The 21,109-nt window shown below is 42.0% G+C and carries 13 protein-coding genes; 12 read left to right on the forward strand and 1 reads right to left on the reverse strand.

What is annotated here, in order from left to right:
- The first annotated feature begins 2 nt into the window (after positions 1-2).
- The 12 genes from HZA08_04450 (at position 3) to HZA08_04505 (ending at position 20,729) form a co-directional block, all read left to right on the forward strand.
- Positions 3-5,288, forward strand: coding sequence for a hypothetical protein (locus HZA08_04450; protein MBI5192680.1), 5,286 nt, complete (start codon positions 3-5; stop codon positions 5,286-5,288).
- An 11-nt stretch (positions 5,289-5,299) separates the two neighbouring features.
- Entirely contained in the window at positions 5,300-7,534 is a 2,235-nt protein-coding gene (locus tag HZA08_04455) for a putative Ig domain-containing protein (GenBank protein MBI5192681.1), read from the forward strand.
- Position 7,535: 1 nt separating this feature from the next.
- Complete coding sequence (locus HZA08_04460; protein ID MBI5192682.1) at positions 7,536-8,318, forward strand: hypothetical protein; 783 nt, start codon at positions 7,536-7,538, stop codon at positions 8,316-8,318.
- 154 nt (positions 8,319-8,472) lie between these two features.
- Positions 8,473-11,229, forward strand: coding sequence for a hypothetical protein (locus HZA08_04465; GenBank protein MBI5192683.1), 2,757 nt, complete (start codon positions 8,473-8,475; stop codon positions 11,227-11,229).
- Complete coding sequence (locus HZA08_04470) at positions 11,229-12,077, forward strand: SUMF1/EgtB/PvdO family nonheme iron enzyme (protein ID MBI5192684.1); 849 nt, start codon at positions 11,229-11,231, stop codon at positions 12,075-12,077. The genes HZA08_04465 and HZA08_04470 overlap by 1 nt, the downstream gene beginning before the upstream one ends.
- Before the next feature lie 111 nt (positions 12,078-12,188).
- The gene (locus tag HZA08_04475) at positions 12,189-12,959 is read left to right on the forward strand and encodes a formylglycine-generating enzyme family protein (protein MBI5192685.1); all 771 of its coding nucleotides are present in this window, start codon (positions 12,189-12,191) and stop codon (positions 12,957-12,959) included.
- Positions 12,960-13,196: 237 nt separating this feature from the next.
- Positions 13,197-14,015, forward strand: coding sequence for an SUMF1/EgtB/PvdO family nonheme iron enzyme (locus tag HZA08_04480; protein MBI5192686.1), 819 nt, complete (start codon positions 13,197-13,199; stop codon positions 14,013-14,015).
- 53 nt (positions 14,016-14,068) lie between these two features.
- On the forward strand, positions 14,069-14,731 hold the full coding sequence (locus HZA08_04485) for a tetratricopeptide repeat protein (GenBank protein MBI5192687.1): 663 nt from the start codon (positions 14,069-14,071) through the stop codon (positions 14,729-14,731).
- A complete protein-coding gene (locus tag HZA08_04490) occupies positions 14,728-16,851 on the forward strand; it encodes a tetratricopeptide repeat protein (protein ID MBI5192688.1) in 2,124 nt (707 codons plus the stop codon). The genes HZA08_04485 and HZA08_04490 overlap by 4 nt, the downstream gene beginning before the upstream one ends.
- Positions 16,852-16,862: 11 nt before the next feature.
- Complete coding sequence (locus HZA08_04495; GenBank protein ID MBI5192689.1) at positions 16,863-18,578, forward strand: tetratricopeptide repeat protein; 1,716 nt, start codon at positions 16,863-16,865, stop codon at positions 18,576-18,578.
- 84 nt (positions 18,579-18,662) lie between these two features.
- Entirely contained in the window at positions 18,663-19,709 is a 1,047-nt protein-coding gene (gene gmd / locus HZA08_04500) for a GDP-mannose 4,6-dehydratase (GenBank protein MBI5192690.1), read from the forward strand.
- Between the two features lie 402 nt (positions 19,710-20,111).
- Positions 20,112-20,729, forward strand: a complete 618-nt coding sequence (locus tag HZA08_04505; GenBank protein MBI5192691.1) for a winged helix-turn-helix transcriptional regulator — start codon at positions 20,112-20,114, stop codon at positions 20,727-20,729.
- A 128-nt stretch (positions 20,730-20,857) separates the two neighbouring features.
- On the opposite strand, the gene HZA08_04510 is transcribed toward HZA08_04505, so the two are convergent.
- Entirely contained in the window at positions 20,858-20,995 is a 138-nt protein-coding gene (locus HZA08_04510; GenBank protein MBI5192692.1) for a hypothetical protein, read from the reverse strand.
- Positions 20,996-21,109: the final 114 nt, after the last annotated feature.

The following is a 21,109-nucleotide window of genomic DNA, read 5'->3' on the forward strand; positions in this document are numbered from 1 at the left end:
TAATGAAGTTACCATTGAAGTATATAACAAGAGAACTTCTATTACTCATCCTTACCTTTTTTATTATTGTTGAACCTGCTTCCCTTTATGCCTCCAATTACAGTTGGGTACAGAATGACTGGACCGGCGGCGCTGATGTTGTTGCAAAGCCGGGTCATCCATCAGACCAGGTTGGATGGACCAAATTCTTCAGTAAGGACTTGTATGTAGATACCTCTGTTCCCGGCGTTACTCTTTATCCCAAACCGGCCTCTGTAACCCAGACTGCAGATATACTTGATTTTAACAGAGGTACATTAAGCAGTGTAAAGATAGTCGGGAACGGTTCATATATAAGTACAAGGTATGAAGAGACGAGTCCATCTGTGACCAAGACAGGTTCGTGGACATCAAATGCATTTTGGTCCCCATCCGGTGGAAGCTGGATTAGTTCGTTTACCAGATATGATGCGGTTAGCTTTACTTTCAGCGGCAGTGGTGTTTCATGGTCAGGTTTCAAATATTCAACTTTCGGTATTGCAAATGTTTATATAGATAATGTTCTCAAGGGTACTGTAGATTTATATAGCCCTACACAACAAAGCTCACAGGTACTCTGGAGTATTTCAAACCTTACCAATACCTCCCATACCCTCAAGATTGAGGTTTCAGGTACCAGGAATCCCAATTCAACTTATACATATATCAGTATTGATGCCTTTGACGTATCTGTCCCAAATCCGGATAACAATGCATATCTGATGCTTGCAGACGGCAAGTTTTCTGTAACCCAGACAGCGGACATACTTGATTTTGCAAGGGGTACTTTAAATAATGTAAAGATAGTCGGGAACGGTACTAATACAACTACCAGATATGAAGAGACAAATGCATCTGTTACAAAGGCAGGCACATGGACTTCGAATACATTTTGGACCCCCTCCGGTGGTAGCTGGATTAGTTCAACTACGAAAAATGATACAGTTAGCTTTTCATTTAACGGCAGTGGTGTCGCATGGATAGGTTTCAAATATTCCGCTTTTGGTAAGGCTTATGTTTATATAGACAATGTTCTTCAGGCAACTGTAGATTTATATGACCCTAATCAGCTTAACCAGCAGGTACTTTGGAGTATTTCAAATCTTGCCAATACCTCCCATACACTCAAGATTGAGGTTGCCCATATCAAAAATCCCAGTTCCGTTGGTTATATGATAGGTATTGATGCCTTTGATGTAACTGTCCCGCATCCGGACAATAATGCTTATGTAACTATACTGGATAATATTCTAAGCGGTACTTATACTTCACCGACTTTTGATGTGGGGCCCGAAGGCGGTTTCTTCTTTAATCTCTCATGGACTTCAACAGTGCCGGCCGGTTCAAACCTGAAATTCCAGATGGCTGCAAACAATGATAATGCTACATGGAATTTTGTCGGACCTGATGGAACGGCAGGTACGTACTATACTGCTTCCCCTGCTGCTATTTTCTCAGGCCATTATGGGAACCGTTACTTCAGGTATAAGGCATTTTTTGACAGGCCTTCGATTGACCCATTGGCTAACCCTGTATTGAATGATGTTACCATAAACTATGGTCTTATATCAGTTACACATGGAACTTATGAATCCCCATCTTTTGATGGAGGCGTCGGCGGTGCACTCTATAGTAATCTTGTTTGGAATTCAATTGTTCCACCAGGATCGAGTCTAAAATTCCAGATTGCTACCAATAATGATAATGCTACATGGAATTTTAAAGGGCCTGACGGTACTACAGGTACATATTATATAACTTCGGGTACACCCATATTTTCAGGTCATGACACAGACCGCTACATGAAATTCAAGGCATACTTTAACAGGCTTACGGTTGAACCGGCAGACAGCCCGACACTCCAAGACATCACCATAAACTATGGACAGAATCCGGCATCACAGTCTCTTGTCAGCTCTCCTTATGATTCTACTGATATTACTAATGTTATCAACAGGCTGATATGGTCTGAGGACATACCTACAGGTACTGACCTCGTTCTTCAACTAAGGACTTCGCCGGATGGGATTGCATGGGGACCTTGGTATGGGCCTCATAATACAACATTTTCCGGTACTGCCGGTGTTACTCAGGTTACAGTTGCCGATGTAACAGGATTTATTACTGGAAGCAGAATTACCATTACGAATATTGCGAATGCAGCACAAAGTGAGACTAAGAAGATATCAGCTATTGATTCTGTTAATAAAAAAATCACATTAGATTCTGCAATTACTTTTAATTATGCTGCAGGTTCATACCTGACAGATGCCTACACTGACCCAAGCGGAAAAGAGCCTGTAAATCCGAATAACAGGAGTGGATACTTAGGAACAAACGACGACAGATGGTTTCAGTACAGGGTCTTCCTGTTTACTACTTTAGGCTCTGTCTCACCGACGCTTTTGGAAACACACGTAGGTTACTTTACAGCAAATGGGATATATCAACCTGATGAGATAATAGACGGGAATGGGAATGGCGTTTATGGGGATAACGGTACAGGCGGGTCATCTGCAAAACAAGGATTACCGGGTTTTGTATCTGCATTACCGGTTACATACAATTTTTCTCTTCAGAATGATGGGACATCTGCTACTTTGTTTGACACATATACTATATCATGGAATACGCCGTCTGATGTCTCCGGCAACTGGACTGTTTATTTGAATGATGGCGTAACAGACCTTTCCTCTCCTGTAACCGTACCTTTGGATGTATTTCTGCAGAAGGACTATACCATTAAGATTACACCTACTAACTATGCACCGGGCGGGGTGACGCAGGATGTTGTTCTGAATGTTCATTCTGAAAATGACTATGCAAAGATAGATTCTGTTAAGGCATCTACCCTTATTCAAAGAGTATACAAGGCAGATGGGCTTATAGATGGAGCAGGTAATGACCTTTATGATTCAAATAAGGGGGGAACCGGCGGTACCTCTCTGCTTAAAGAAGCTAGCGGCCCCGGAGTAACTATATCATATCCTATTATCATTCAAAATGAAGGTAATACCTCTGATGCGTATACTTTTTCTTTGATAGCGCCTCCTCCTGACGGGTGGCTGATATTATTGAATGATGGCACCAATGACCATGATATTACGAATCCTGCCGGTGGATGGACCACGCCCTCTATAGTTTCTATGCCCTCCATCAGCAATTTTAAGGCATATACCCTTAAGGTTATTCCAAAAGGACCTCCTGTGACAACTGATTTTATCCTTAATATTTATTCTACCGGTGCAGCAGTAAATATAGACTCATTAACTATTAGAACAAAGTTGAATGGTGCATACAAGGTTGATGGGATTATAAATGGATACAGTACATCAGGTACAGGTTGCGGGACATCACCTGCCGGAGATAATGTTTATGGGGCATTAAGTTCTGGAAACGGCGGTTGTACGGCGTTAGATATACCGGCGGGGAATACCATGGATATCACTTTGGGTATTCAGAATGAGGGTAACTTGGCAGACACGTTCCGGCTTTCTTGGAGCACGCCTGCTTCATGGACTGTAAAGATGCTGGAGAAGCTTAATGACGGTTCTACGGTTGAATACAATACATCACCGATTGATATACCTACAGCCCTTCAAGGGAATCCTTCGGTATATAATCCTGGTGAGATACCGTCCTTTACATTCAGGATTACATCTCCTTCATCCTTTAATTCAGGTTCTCAGGCAATAATATTTGATATTACCTCACTTGGAGATAACACAAGGGTTGATTCTGTTAAAGCGGTTGTGAATAGTGTAGACACCACTCCCCCTGCCTCAATGGCACTTAGCCCGGGAGGAATAACTGTACAGGCCATAACAGTTTCATGGCAGGCGCCCGGCGATGATGGAACCGGTTGTATTCCGTCCCGCACCCCATGTACAGCAGTATCTTATGACCTGCGATATTCTGCAACACCTATAAATAACGATACAGATTTTATTAATGCCGTTAAAGTCAGGAGTTGTAAACCTGGTGAAACTAACTTAGGCAAACCTAAGCCTGCAGGCGATACTGAATCCTGTACTATCGCTTATCTGTTTGCGAATACAGATTATTATTTTGCACTCAAGACATCCGACGATGCAGGTAATATCTCGGCAATCTCAACATGTACCACATGTCCCGGCCATACCCTTTCATCAAGTGATACAACACAGCCAGGTGTGATTTCGGACCTTGCAGTTACAGGTGTAACAAAGGATACTATGACCCTGTGCTGGACAGCAAATGCTGATGATGGGAGTGTTCTGCCGTTAGAGGCTGTTACGGGTTATAATCTGAGATATTCAAGAAGATACATTGTAGATGATGGTGTAACTCCCGGGGTCGGAGAGATAAACTTCTCTAACTCCACCCCTTTGACCCCTGCAGGCGGATTCCTTGTACCTAAATCTCCGGGCATGAAAGAATGTTATATAGTTCCTGTTGAAAATAAGATAAATTTGGGCGGAGGGATATTTGATGACAGGACACAGAATACCAGATTCTATTTTGCTGTAAAATCTCTTGATGAGGTAAAAAACGAGTCTTCCATTTCAAATATAGGAGGGGGGCTTACATCACTAATTGCCAATTCATACAATATGGTGTCGGTACCTTACAAGCCGGTTCCGGATAGCCCTGTAAATGTTTTTGGTGATGATGTCGGTGCTCAGCTTTATCTGTACGGATGGGATTCAAGGGGGGCTAACTGGGATAACGGTTGTTATAATGGCTGGCCTCTGCCCCATAATATCGGCAATGAAGTCTGTTCACAATTAACATCTGTTGTTGAGGGCAGGGGATATTTTCTATGGGTTCCTTCTGCAAGTGTGAGTTTAGATGTTCCTTCAACCTCAACTGCACCGCTTTTGCAGGACTGTGTTGACGATACGCAGCCTACTCCTGTGCATTTTCAATGTTATGTGATGCCGCTTAAAAATGGATGGAATACAATAGGCTCTACTGCTGATAAAGAGATTTATTTCAGCTCAAGGGATGTAAACGGTGTTATTGAGAGAGGCTTGTATCTGAGGAAGACGACAGGCAGTACTGTAGAGGTTGCAAAGTTTCAGGACGCTGTGTCGGCAACAAATCCGGCATGGATAGATGGGTCTGTTTATACATTCAACGGAACAACCTATACGTATGAGACCTGTAATCAGGATGGTTTGGGAGAACCCCTCGGTACACAGTGCAGTCTTTTATTTCAGCCATGGAAGTCATACTGGATAAATGTGCTTGGCAGTACTTCAACTTTTGAATTGTTGATACCATTTTAAGGAAAAGCTAAATGCAAAATGAAACATCTATGAATGTATTACTTACAAATGATGATGAAAAACCCCACCCTCACCTTAATCCTCTCCCTGAGGGAGAGGAAATTTCCCTCCCCGATACTGAATGGGGGCGGGTCAGGGTGGGGATAGCGGTATCTTCTATTGATAGGTTTTATACATCAGTGCTGAGATTAGGGAAAACGGTTTATATTTTTGCATTTTTGATTTTTATATTTAATCTTCTTCTTATTCCATCTGCACAATCTGCTGTTACTGACTGGACCGTTCATGTTAAGGTCTCTGTTCCTGACCCCAGGGGTACGGATGGAACTATCTGGAATCATCTTATTGCAGGAGTAAGACATGGTGCATCGGATGGCTTTGACAGTGCATGGGATACAGCCTCCATGGTTGAGATTGACGATCCGGTGCAGTCAATGTTTATGCATGGGATTCAACCGGAAGATAGTAATAATGATGGAACGATAGATAAATGGGCATGTAAAAATAAAGAGGATGGTTATCCTGTTTACGGGTGTTCACTCTGGAGGGATATAAGGACTTTTGGGGGAGAAAGGACATGGTCATTTGTAGTGCTTTCTACAGTGAACGGCGGGACAATAACACTTAATTGGAATTTTGAATATATACCTAAGGATATTGATATTTCACTCGTTGATTTGTCATTTCCTTCGGACAGTATTGATATGGAGAAAACCGGTTTATATTTGTTTACCAATACATTTAATGCCGGGAAGAAGTATGGAATTCGATATTTTGAGATACGGATGAAGGCTAAGGGGCTTTTTATGGGGCCGCCTGACCTGCCTGATGCAACCCTCGGCACTTTATATGATAACAGGGTGTCTGTAATCAACGGTGATCCGGTATGGAGCTTACTCGACGGCAGGCTCCCGGAAGGGATGTCATTAGATGTAACAACAGGTCAAATTTCAGGTACCCCTTCAGAAACCGGTACATTTAAATTTACATTAAAAGGCGTTGACCGGGTTACAGGAAACAGTAAGACACAGGAGTTTACACTTAATATTAACTCTATCCCTAAGATTGATACCTTCAGCCTGTCGGATGGTGTTCTCGGGAATGAGTATAGCGATAAAATTGCTGTGACAGGAGGCAGTAAACCGATTGCATGGTTTGTAACCGGAAATCTCCCTGAAGGTCTGATGCTTGATGGTAAGACAGGAGTTATTTACGGCACACCTCTTGTCCCTGGAATATATAATTTCACTATTTCAATAAAAGATGCCAATAATGCGGTTGATTCTATGGACTATCAGCTCATCATCATCGAACCGGCTGATAAGACCCCTCCTGATAAAATAAGTGATTTACGTGTTGCCCATCTTACAAATAATTCAGTATTGCTTATCTGGTCTGCACCGTTGGATGACAGCGTTACACATACCGCTGCTATTTATGATATAAGGTTTATCGAAAATTGTGTAAGTCCTGATGAGTTAAACGGCGGTACATGGGATAATGCCGTTGAAGTAACCGGTGAGCCGAGACCTCAGATCGGGGCTATTCAGACTTATTCATTAAGCGGGATAAAGGCAGGTACGCATTACTGCATTGCAATAAGAAGCAGGGATGCTATAGGACATGTTTCGGCAGTATCGAATGTTGTTACATTACCGCTGTCGCCTGATGTCAATATATCTAATCTTTCGGAGTTGACTTCAACTGTGTCCTTAAGCAAAGGGTACAACCTTATTTCTATTCCGTTGATACCGGTTTTAAATGAAAGAGAATCCATTTTCAGCTTTACTGTGGGCAGTCCGGTGTCATTATACAGATGGTATTCAGCATACCCGGACCTTTCCTCTCCAAGGTATTATCTTGAAAATATTGTACAGCCTGGATTGGGGTACTTTATATATTCTCCTGCCGACAACTTGAAATTAGTTATCAGCGGACTCGAGATTGAAGATAAGGAATATTCTGTCGGATTACAGAACGGGTGGAACATGGTCGGCAATCCTTATAATAAGTCAGTACCATTGGCCGATATTATGGTTAGAAAGACCTCATCATTTGAAATAATGACTTATATTGATGCAGTAAAAGCAGGGTGGATCGGTAATTCTATATATCAGTTGAAAGATGGAAATTATGATTTTGCATCTTTCAATGATGACCCGCCTGCAATGTTTGAACCCTGGCTCGGATATTGGGTTCATGTAAATGAAGAAGACGGCGTAGAGATAATCTTCAGGAGACAGTGAATTGAAAATCAAATATCAAATATCAGATATCAAAATTACAAATCGAATATTAAAAAAATCCGGTAAATTTTTAATTTTGCATTTTATCTTTGCATTTTTATTTTTAATATTTAATTTTTCTTCAGCCCATGCGTGGAAAGTGCCGTTAGAGGTGTCTACGACATCCGATACCGGCAAGAAGGTGTACAACAAACTTGTTGTCGGCATTGAGCAGGGCGCCACAGACGGATTTGATAATCTATGGGATACGCCGTCACTGGTAAGTGACCCCAATCAAGACAGCCAGGTATTGCTGAAGGCGTATCTTAATAATGAGAACGAAGTCAGGGATGACATGAAGAGGCTATGGAAAGATATCAGGGGAACAGCCCCGAATGGTACAACAACCTCGTGGGATATTACTATTGATTCAGTGCCGGCCGGAAAATCTGTTGTTATAAACTGGGACATTCCTGAAGGAATTGTTGGTAAAGGGGAACGGCTTATGCTTAAAGACAACGATAAGGTTGACGCAGACAATAAGCCTGTTCAAATGGATATGACGCAGGTGTCAAGCTACACATTTGAAGCAGGTGAAACAGGTGCAAGGTCACTTTCCCTGAGCTTATCTAGGTCAAAGAGTCATCATTCAAAAAGCAGCAGCGGCTTAGGCTGTGGTACGATAAAATCATATCATAATGATTTTAGAGATGGTAATGGAAAAATTGCCTCCATTATTCTGCTCTTTTTGCCTGTCATACTTGTGAGACTTAAACGGTTGACAAGAGTTAGATTATCTATATAATAGGAATCCTTAATCAACTGAGGCTCTTGCAAAAGTACCAAAATGTTGTCATTCCCGCATGTTTTAAGCGGGAATCTATTGTTTTATAACATAAAATCATATCCCCGATAGAAGAATTCGGGGATGACATAGACTGTTGTGAGAGCCTGTTATTATGAAAAGACACTCATATTTTTTAATCTCAGGATTTTTATTATTTTTACTGTTCTTTTTTATCATCACAAATAAAAATACCCATTCACAGCAGATACCGCCTCCTCCTCCGGTGCCTGTCCCATTAGTGCCTTCGATAGTTGAAGACATAAGAAATACAAAACATAATCTTTCTTCAATCGGCCCGGCGGGGCGTAATATATATACAGAACAGACAACAGAAATATGTGTGTTCTGCCACACTCCTCACGGGGCCAGCGTTGATGCGGCATCGCAGATAAATGCCCCTATATGGAACAGGAACCTTTCTACTGCCCGATATATACTTTATGATCAGATATGGAGCACGAGCTTTGAGGGTTTTGAGGTAAATCCTCCAAAACCCAATACCCCTACCGGTTATTCCAGATTGTGCCTTTCATGTCATGACGGAACTATTGCAATCAGTACAATTATCAATACCCCAGGTTCAGGGACTTCTTATGTACCATTTAACATGATCTATCCGACCGGGCAGTCATCAGCAGGCGGTTCCGGAACCATGCCTGTCGGATCAGGAATAATAACCGGAGATACGAGGGTTATTGGGACCAACCTTCAGAATGACCATCCGATCTCTTTTATTTATGATTCTGCCCTTGCAATGAGGGATGAAGAACTTGTTGACCCGGGACCTCCACTTCTGCATCCGGCAAAGGTGAATGATCCGACTCCTATATCACCTTTAAGGAGGTATCCGGGTGCAGACTTAAATAAATTCGATTCAGTACAGTGCACCTCTTGCCATAATCCTCATGCTGCTACTTATCCTAAATTTATGCGGGCAAGTTTCTTTAATAATGACCCTGCTGATACAAATTATCCGTCTGCGAGTAAAATAATATGTTTGTACTGCCATGATAAACCGGGATGGACAGGGAGTTCACACGATTTGGATACATTTGTCCCGCCCCCGACGCCGACTTCAGGTAATCCATACAATTATGATGGGGTACATACTGTAGGCCAGTATGCATGCCGTGCCTGTCATGACCCTCATACTGCTCAGGGGGCAAAAAGGCTTTTACGGGAGGGTGTTGATTATAACAATAATTTTGCTATAGAGAATACCTGCTTTCTATGTCACAAGCCTGCTTCAGAGCTTGGTAATCCTGCTAATCCTCCTCCTGATATCAGGAGTGAATTCTATAAAGATGCGAACCTTGGGATGGGCGGATCCGGCAGTGCTATGAATGTGAAAATGGATCCGGGACATGAACCGGTATTCGTAGGCCGTCCTCAGGAAGGGGTAGAGTTGTGGAGTCCTTCTCCGCCTCCATTTAATGAGTATTCACCCGGATCTACCATTCAGGATACAGTACACGTTGAGTGTGTTGATTGTCATAACCCTCATCAGGTGACAAGGACGAACAGGCTTAAGGGTATGAAGGGTATTGACATAAATGGGAATGTAGTAGGGGTGAAGATACCTGGTAACAGCAGAGAGCCGTATGTGTATGAGGTATGCCTCCGGTGTCATGGTAATAGTTATACGAACCTATTCGCCGGCAACCGTTTTCCTGATGATACTAATTACAGATCAGATCCGAGGGATGCAGGCCCGACTAATCCCAATTTCAGCCTGAGAGGTTACAGCAATAAACGAAAGGAGTTTGATCCTAATACAGCGGATGTTGCACCTGACCATAGCCAGCAATCCAAAAACTCTGCATTTCATCCGGTTGCAGCAGCCGGCAGGAACGGCACGAGGCAGTTGTGCAAACAACTTGCGGTTGCTTTTAACATTTATGAGTCGTCTGTAAATCCCGGGGGTACAAACGGAAGCTGTAACGCAGACCCGGCAGGTGCACTTAAAAATATTACAATTCAGTGCACGGATTGTCACAATAATAATACAACAGGGATTGGAGACGTAAAAGGCCCTGTTACAGGAATGCCTGACGGCAGTTCTTATAGAAGGATTACTGATTTACCTTCAAATATAAGTGACCTGACAAGTAATGATGCATCCAAACCGCAGGGACCGCATGGGTCTGCTTTTATACGTATCCTGAGAAATAATTATAATACGGATATCGGTCGTGATATGATTACAAACCTTACATGTGGTGTTATTAATACCGCCGGCAGAGATTATTGTGCCGACGGAAAAATAAGCTCTCATACCGACAAATTCAAATTATGTTTTCAGTGCCATGACCAAAGGGCATTTGATTCAAACTTATCCGGGGCAAATCCCTCTGACGCCTCATGGACCAACTTTTTTGGAAACTATACTATAGAAAGCCCTTGGGATTATAATCTGCACATGTACCATCTAAGACTTAGCGGTGCATATTGTCATGAATGTCATAACAATGTACACAGTAATGTGGAGGCAGTGAATACTATTTATGGAGACGGATCCGGACGGGCTTGGCCGGATTGTGGTGCCGGTTCGCCGGGGAACCCAAGCGGCAACCCTCTGACTGACCCTCCGGGATGTCTGCCGCCGGATAATGAAGACGGCATGATAGACGGGATAGTTGATACTCACTTAATAAATTTTGCACCTTCGATAGTAACCGGTGCGACTGCAGTAAAACCGAGGTGGTATTATACTTTCTTCGATCTCTATGGTGTAACCTATAAACTCTTTAGATGTGACCTTAAATGTCACCAGACAAATATGTCTACATGCGCTTATAGACCTGACCCGCCATATTACAAGATTAACAGACCCGACGGTAAGTGGTGTGCCGGCGCATCAGCATGGTAATGCCTGACTCACTAAAAGGTAAATGGAAAGGACATCAATATATCTTAGTATCAGCTCTAAGTATTTTATTTATTTTTTACATATCGAAAAATGTATTTGCCGGGGATGAAGTTGTACGGTTGTCAAAACAAGGGATGATACTTGTTCCGTCAGGAGAGTTTCTGATGGGGAGTACGGAAAAAGATGGGGTTGTTGGAAAATCTATCGGCGTTGATGAGATCCCGCAGAATAAGGTATATTTAAAGGCATTTTTTATTGATAAATATGAAGTAACAAACAGGCAGTATAAGGAGTTTGTAGATAAAACAGGACACGTCGCGCCTGTTGATAAATATAATAGTTACTATTCATGGAACGGTAATATATTCCCGGCGGAACAGGAAGACATACCTGTTTCTTATGTAAGCTGGTATGATGCTGATGAATATTGCAGATGGAAAGGCAAAAGACTTCCTACAGAGGCAGAGTGGGAAAAATCAGCACGCGGCACAGACGGCCGTCAATGGCCGTGGGGTGATAATTTTAATGAAAAGGCATGTAATGTTAAATATACAGGGGCAGGAGAGATTCTCCCTGTAACCGGAATGATTGAGGATGTTAGTCCTTATGGCGTAATAGGTATGTGCGGGAATTTGAGTGAGTGGACTGATTCATGGTATCTTCCTTATCCGGGAAGTTCATTAAAAAGAGAATCTTTTGGAGAGACTTACAAGGTAGTTAGAGGAGGGTCGTGGATTATGGTCGGATTGCCTTATAGCAGGTCTGCATACCGCGCCAACACATATCATTCTGATTATAAAAACAGAGGGGTCGGCTTCAGGTGTGCAAAGGATGTAGATGAGAAGTAAGAAGGCAGAGGTGAACAGATAGAAATAAGAAGCAAGAAGCAAGAAGTAAGATTTAAGAAACTGGAAGGCAGGGGAAGAGCAATATCCTTTCCAAAATTAATTTGTTGTTTATTGGTTTTATTTTTTTCAGGATGCAGTATAGCAGGGAAAGAAGTTAAGGCACCTTTACCCCCTGAAGACATGGTATATGTCCCTGCCGGTTGGTTCCTTATGGGTAGTACTGAAAAAGACGGACGATTAGGACAGTCTGTTGGTGTTGACGAGCTTCCACAGCATAAAGTATATCTAAAAGGATTTTATATAGATCGTTATGAGGTAACGGTAGGAGATTATAAATTTTTTCTGAAACAGACAAACAGGGTAGCACCGAGGATATGGACTAAGGGAGAGTGGGTTAAGATGTACCCTTCTCCAGAAGATAACCACCCTATGAATGGCGTAACTTGGTATGATGCTGATGAATATTGCAGATGGAAGGGCAAAAGACTTCCTACAGAGGCAGAGTGGGAAAAATCAGCACGGGGCACAGATGGCCGTCAATGGCCGTGGGGAAATGAACCTGATAGTATGGAACAGCCGAGGGCGAATACACTGGATAAAGGCATTGGGTGGACAACCCCTGTCGGCAGTTATCCTGCAGGAGTAAGCCCGTATGGTGTACATGATATGGCAGGAAATGTTATGGAATGGACATCTTCATGGTACGAAGCATATCCCGGGAGCACATTAAAAAGGGATGAGTTCGGACAACGCTATAAAGTTCTTAAAGGCGGTTCATGGGAGAACCACATTGTTCCTTATGCAAGGTCTGCTTACAGGCATACTGTAACACCTAAGTGGGACCATCCTGGGCATGGATTTAGATGTGCAATGGATGAGTAAGCAGTGAGCAGAGGTAAGAAGTTAGAAGTAAGAGGTTAGAAATAAAATAGTCAGGAGAACTCAAAAGAAACCAGGGAAAGGAAAAACCCCACCCTCACCTTAATCCTCTCCCTGAGGAAGAGGAAAATTCCCTCCTGCAAAGGGGAAGCAAGGATATCGTTCTTAAATTCCCTCCCCTTCAAGGGGAGGGTTAGGGTGGGGATGGGGTTAAATTAGGATTTTATAGGGTATTTTCAAATGAACAAAAAGATGCTTAACCGTATACTTCTGTTGTTTGCTTTAATAATGATATTTGCAGGCTGTAGTCATCTTCATCAGATTGCAGAAAGAAAAATACCGGATGATATGGTATATATACCTGCGGGTTGGTTTGATATGGGGAGTTCTGAGTCTGACGGCAGGATTGGTTTTAATATCGGTGTAGATGAAGTACCGAAACATAAAGTGTTTGTAAGTACATTTTATATTGACCGTTATGAAGTTACAAATGCCCAATTCCGTGATTTTCTAAATGATACGGCTAACCCTTACAGGCCGAGTCACTGGGAAGAGCATGATACATTTACAAAAGGGGAGGAGGAACATCCTGTGGTTGACGTAGACTGGCTGGACGGTTATTCCTATTGTAAGTGGGCGGGAAAGAGATTACCGGCTGAGGCTGAATGGGAGAAGGCGGCCCGTGGTACCGACTCAAGGCTGTATCCATGGGGGAATGAATTAGGCAGTGGTTATGCGAATACATTGGAAGAAGGCAGAAGATGGACAGTACCTGTTGGGAGTTATCCTAAAGACATCAGCCCTTATGGGGTCTATGATATGGCAGGAAATGTAAGAGAATGGGTTGACGGGAGATATGATATATATCCCGGTAATAACGTTGACCCACAACACTATTCAGGGGCTTACCGTATACTAAGGGGTGGTTCTTATGAAGTACCTCTTTACAGATATGCGAGAACTGCTTCAAGACACGCAATTGCTTCAACCATTGCAACGAGAGGGCATAACTGGCACTCCAACTTTGACCACGGATTCCGATGCGCTAAAACCCCATGATTCGTTACCGGTTCTGGATCACCATTTCAGTTGTGATTGTTCTGATTATTTGTATGGGGGTATTTTTATATTCCTATATACCTGTCTCCAAAACCAATACCCCGAAAGCTGAAACAGCCGCTAAAGAACAACAGGAAATCTATCTGTTAAACGGAAGGAACTACCTATACGAAGGAAAGAATAAAGAGGCAGAAGAAGCATTTAAAAAGGTTCTAAGTATTAATCCCCGTAATGTAAAGGCAATGGGCGCACTCGGCACACTCTATTACAGAAAAGGAAATATGGATATGGCTTATCACTACTGGAAAGAAGCCCTCAAAGTCTCTCCTGATGATAAGATTATAGGAGGTCTCGTAAAGGCAATTGAACGGGACAATCTCATGTCCGGTTCTCTTTACCACATGGAAATTAAGACAGTGGACCATGCCCAATCATGGGAAAAACACTTTGCTGACGGCCAGAATCTTTATTTAAAAGGGGATTATAAGGAAGCGATTGAGGAACTGAAAAAGGCAAAAGATCTAAAACCTGATGATTCAAAGATATACTTTGTCCTTGGTGCTTCATATCTCAAAGTAAGGGATCGGGAAAATACTTTGAAGATGTGGGAAACAGCGATTAAATTAAATCCTGATGACAAGATGATAAAAGAGCTTCTGAATAAATTAAAGAAAAAAGAGGCTGTCTCCTTAAAGATGGAGAATACGGCTAATTGAGTCCCGCGAGAAATTCACTTTCAAATTCCATATTGTGGCCGGTGTTCCTGCTCTTCTGTTTAATCGGCATACTTGTCTATTATAATTCCTTAACCAATCCATTTCACTATGACGACATCCATCATATAACAACAAATCCTCACATCAGAAAACTCTCCAATGTCTCTTCCTTTTTCACTGATACAGGAACCTTCAGCAGTGTAAAGGAGAAAGGGGGCATGAGTTTTCATTACAGACCTTTGGTAATGTTGACTTATGCGATAAATTATTATGCCGGTGAATTGAAGCCATGGGGCTATCATATAGTTAATCTGGCCTTTCATATAGGGACAGCGTTTCTGATATTTTTAATCTTAAAGGCTATGTTAGTCAGCAGTCAGCAGTCAGCAGACAACAAACAGAAGTTAGAAGCAAGAAGTCAGATAAAAGCAAATGAAACGTTCATGAGCGAGGCGCTCGCAAAGGACAATGAAAATCCCCCCCTTAACAAGGGGGGGCATGGGGGGGTATTTTCAGGTGAAATTATAGGTTTATTTGCTGCGATTTCAGCAGGACTAATCTTTCTTGTGCACCCGTTCAACTCAGAGATTGTGAATTATATATCAACCAGGTCAAGCGTAATGAGCGGATTCTTTTATTTGCTGGCATTTTATTGCTGGGTGTTGTTCAGAAGCCAACAGACAGAAGAAAGAAGCAAGAAGTTAGAAGCAAGAAGTAAGATAGGAGAAGGCCGGCGGAGTTCTTCTAATTTTTTACATCTTACTTCTAACTTCTTACCTCTTGCATCTTGCTTCTATCTTGCTTCCCTCCTTGCCTTTGCCGCAGGGATGTTGAGTAAAGAGGTCGCAATAACATTGCCGGTGATGTTGTGGTTATATGATATGTATAGGTTTAAAACAGTAAGCAGTGAAGATGTAAGATTTTCAGTTTTCAGCATTAGAACCTATATACCATATTTACCTTTTATATTCCTTGTCGTTGTACCGTATATTGTTATCAGGGCTTCATGGATAGGGAAAAGTGTTTCCAGATCTCAAAGAGACCTTATGACGCAGATATTTACTGAATTTCCTGTACTTATTAAACACTGGCAGATGTTTATCTTTCCTTCACATCTTTCCCCAATCCATGAGTCTTTGATTTTCCATAGGTTCTTTTCCTTTCAGGTAATATCATCTTTTATTTTACTTGTTCTATATGCAGCAATCCTGATCTTTCTGCTATACAAATCCAATCATGTCCGGCGTGTGATTTCGTTCTTTATGCTTTGGTTTTTTATCGTACTTTTACCTACCTCCATAGTCCCATTAGGCCTGATATTTCAGGAGCACCGGGGGTATCTTGCAGTAGTCAGCTTTGCTGTGATAATAGGTATTGTATTCGGAGAGTTGAGCAAGACCAAGGCCCAGAAATTATTTATCGTATTGTTTGTTATATTCCTCGGCGTGTATTCTTATGTAACTATAAACAGGAATAAGGTATGGAAAGATGATTTAATATTATGGAGTGATACAGTTGAAAAATCTCCGGGTTCATCGGTCGCCCATGCAGGCATGGGTATGACCTATAAAGAGCTTGGGGCTTATGACAATGCAATTATTGAATTCCAGAAGGCCATCTCTCTTGGCGGCGGCGGTGAAGATATTTTCACTGCCCATCAGAGTTTGGGCCAAGTCTATATTTTACAACAGAAATGGGACCTCGCAGTTTCTGAATATGAAAAGGCATTGAAGATTTATCCTAATAATTTGCAGATTCATAATGATGCAGGGATTGTTTATGTTAATATCGGCAAGACCGACCTTGCAGAAAGGCATTTCATTCTGGCCTCAAAGATTGACCCGACAGACTATTTATCTTTTTTTAATCTCGGAATATTCTACACCAATGAAAGAAGATTGAACGAAGCGGTCAGGGCATACAGCACGGCGGTGTCACTTTCACCTGATAATATGGGGTTGAGGATGCGTTTAGCCTCTGCAATGGAGGAATCCGGTGATAAAGAAAATGCAGCAAATATGTACAGATATGTTGTACAAAATGCAGGGATGAAGGATGCAGACATTGTGCAGGAGGCTAATGCACATCTGTTCAGTACTAAGGATAATCACGGGAAATAAATAATATTCTTATGCGGGCAGCAATAATAGATAGGGAAACATACAGACAACCCAAAGCACAGTTTCTTATTACATTCATCCTGATTACACTATTAACATTCATCATTTATTCTAACAGCTTTTCATCGTCCTTTCACTTTGACGACAGGGCGATCATCATTGAGAATAAGGGTATCCAGTCTCTTTCTAATCTTCTGAAATTTCCCTTTTCAGGGAATAGGTATATTGGTGTATTCTCCTTTGCAATAAATTACTACTTTGGAGGGTTAAACGTCTTGGGTTATCATTTGGTTAATACTTTCATTCATATCCTGAACGGTATCCTTGTCTGGTGGTTTGTGATTCTAACATTCAGAACGCCGATGATGAAGCGGTCTGCTATCGGGCGGGAGCAGATATTCTTTATTGCCCTTATATCTTCCCTTATTTTTGTTGCCCACCCGGTTCAGACCCAGGCCGTTACCTACATTGTTCAGAGGCTTGCATCCCTTGCTACACTGTTTTATCTTCTTTCTCTTTGCCTTTTCATAAAATGGAGGCTGTCCTCTACTACTAAGTCCAATCTGATTTTTTATCTTCTTGCGATTATCTCTTCAATCCTTGCGATGAAGACAAAGGAGATAAGTTTTACACTCCCATTTGTAATTCTGTTATATGAGTTTTTCTTTTTCAGGGACAGGTTATTAAAGAGGGCATATTTTCTTGTCCCTTTCCTATTAACGCTACTGATTATTCCTATGACTATTGTTAATGTGTCTAAACCATTGGGGAAAACAATGGCAGGGGAGCTGAGCAGGGCATCACATTTGGCCGCGGAGAATGTTTCAAGAACGGATTATATCCTGACGCAGTTTAGGGTGATAGTGACTTATATCAGGTTGTTGTTTTTTCCTGTGAATCAGATGCTTGATTATGACTACCCGATTTTCCATTCCTTTCTAATTCCAGAGGTTATTTTATCATTTCTATTCCTAGTAGTTATTATATGTTTTGGAGTATATCTATTGGTACGGTTTCTTAAAGGAGGGAATGGTTATGCACTATTAGTGTCTTTTGGGATATTCTGGTTTTTTATCACCCTCTCTGTTGAATCAAGTATCATCCCCATAAGTGATGTTATATTTGAGCACAGGCTTTATCTGCCGAGTGTCGGCGCTGTAACGGCCTTTGGTTCTACTGTAATGTATGCGGTTGAGGAGATAAATAAAAGGATTCAACGCGGGAATTCATTAATCATTTCCTGTATTGCTATACTATGTGTTGTCCTCCCGCTTTCTATTACCACATATCAGCGTAATATGGTCTGGAAGAATGACATAACACTATGGGAAGATGTGGTCAGAAAGAGTCCGTACAATGCTAGGGGGTATAATAACCTCGGTTCTGCTTATGATAAAGCGGGACGCACAATTGAAGCGGTCAGGGAGTTTAAGATTGCCCTGAGGCTTGCCCCTGATTATTGGGATGCCCATTATAATCTCGGTATTATTTATTCCAGACAGGGCCATATAGATGAGGCTATTGAAGAATACAAAACTGCCTTGAAGTATAACCCTATATATGCGGATGGTCATAATATTCTTGGGATTATCTATGCAAATAATGGCCGTATGGATGAGGCGATAGAGGAATTCAAGACAACATTAAAGTTGGTGCCTGACCATAAATATGCATCTTCAAACCTCAACCTTGCAAATCAGAAAAAAATAAGTAAGAGGGGTAAATAGGTTATATTGTATCATCATCGGAATATGGTATAATGGCACATTTGTTGCTACTACATAATAATACTGTAATGAAAGGATGCACTAATGTCTAAGAAAGCTTTAGTAACCGGCATTACCGGCCAGGATGGTTCTTACATGGCAGAACTTCTTCTTTCAAAAGGATATGAAGTACACGGACTCATACGACGGGCAAGCACCTTTAACACCGGCAGAATAGACCACATTTATGTAGACCCCCATGACCCGACGGCAAAGCTTTTTCTTCACTATGGCGACCTTTCAGATGCAGGGCAGTTGACGCATCTCATATATAATATCCAGCCTGATGAGGTTTATCATCTTGCGGCACAAAGCCATGTCAAGGTCAGTTTTGACATGCCTGAATATACAGGAGACATCACAGGGCTTGGGACAACACGGTTATTGGATGCGATCAGGCGCAGTGGAAATAACATTAAATTCTATCAGGCATCGAGCAGTGAGATGTTCGGTGCAGCAGCACCTCCTCAGTCTGAAGCAACACCGTTTTATCCGAGAAGCCCGTATGCAGCAGCAAAGGTTTATGCATTTTGGATGGTAGTGAATTACAGAGAGGCGTATAATACCTTTGCAACTAACGGTATCTTGTTTAATCATGAGTCACCAAGGCGCGGCGAGATATTTGTTACGAGAAAGATAACGCGGGCAATTGCAAACATAAAAGCAGGCAAGCAGAAGCTCCTCTATCTTGGAAACTTAGATGCAAAGAGGGACTGGGGATATGCACCGGAGTATATGGAGCTTGTCTATCTTATGATTCAGCATGATAAGCCGGGTGATTATGTTATGGGCACTGGGGAAACCCACTCTGTCAGGGAGTTTGTTGAAGAGGCATTTGATTATGCAGGACTTGACTGGAAAGAGCATGTAAAGATAGACCCTAAGTATTTCAGACCCACTGAAGTAGACGCACTGCTTGCTGACCCTTCCAAGGCTAAGCAAGACCTTGGATGGGAATCAAAAGTTACCTTCTCTGACCTTGTTAAGATAATGGTTGATGCGGACATGAAAGAGATAGGGATTGAATGTAAAGGAGATGGGGACAAGATATTAAAGGTGAAGTATCCGGAGAGATGGTGGAAGAAGGATTAATTAAGACAGTGAATAGTGAATGGTGAATAGAAAAGGCAGAAGTAAGAAATGAGAATCCCCCTCCCTTGACGGGAGGGGGTTAGGGGGAGGGTGGGCTATGGAGAACTTTGAATGAACGCTTACAACCTATATATAAAAATGCGTAAAAATAACACTACATTGTTTATAATTTATACATCTTAGAACTATTTGATTTTTTTAATATTATTGGTGTTCATGTTCAGTACATGAACAAAATTACACAACTCCCCTTTATTCCCCCTCCCTTGAGGGGAAGGGGAATAAAGGGGAGGGTTCATAAAGGGGCATGAAAATCAGCGGGACAGGAATATCCCGCCTATCCTCGTAGAAATGGATAGGCGGGGTTTTCCAACCCCGCCGGAGGGATTTTAGGATTCACCTATGGGCATAGGAACCGGTCTTCAGGACAAAGACCCTTTCAGGTCTTTACAGATATTAGAAGAGCTTGCCAATGGAAAGTCTCTTACGCAGAGGGACATAAGCAAGCGGCTGGGCCTTGCACTCGGTCTTGTAAATACATATCTCAAAAATCTTATTGCAAAGGGATATATAACGGTTAAGGCAATTCCTCCGAAAAGATATGCATATTTTCTTACACCGCGCGGTTTAACAGAAAAGACCCGTCTTACATATAGTCTCCTTCAGGATTACACAAGAATCTACACAGATGCAAGGAGGAATTTCAGGGGGCTTTTTAATACCCTTGAATCAGAAGGCGCAAAGACTGTTATCTTTGCAGGCGCTGATGAAGTTGCAGAGATAGCATATCTTACCCTTCAGGAATTCGGGTTGTCTCTTGTCCGGGTTCTTGATGATGAAAAAGCGGGCAGCACATTTTTTAAGAATTTAGTAGAACCCATAGATGCAGTTGATTTCACCAATGGTATTGCTTATGATTTCATCATAGTGACATCCTATCTCAAAAGGAAGGATATTCAGAAAAGACTGATTGCTTCAGGTGCATCTGTGGATAGCATAAAGAATGTCTTCGGATTATAAAAAGGTCCTTATTTATTTAGACCTGTAAAGAGCCAATGCTCACAAAGGACATTCAGATTCCCCTCCCCTTCAAGGGGAGGGATAGAGCTTGCCCCCGAAGTAGTAATCGGGGGGTGGGGATGGGGTTATCAAAGATTGAAAAACCTCAATGGCGGCAGCATGTCTAAATGAAGAGATTTGGGAAGTGATAGAATATAAGGGTCTGCCATAAAATAACCTATACATTTATGCATCTCATCTTCCGGCCATCTTTGTGTGCTCCTCAATCGCAACCCCTCAGCGTAGGTTCAACTACGCCTTCGGGTTTGCTCAATCGGTCGCACTCAAACCTGACCGAAATCTGAGCGCCTAAATGCACAAGTTATTTCATGACAGACCCT

This window comes from Nitrospirota bacterium, from assembly GCA_016212215.1.
Taxonomy (GTDB): Bacteria; Nitrospirota; 9FT-COMBO-42-15; order HDB-SIOI813; family HDB-SIOI813; genus JACRGV01.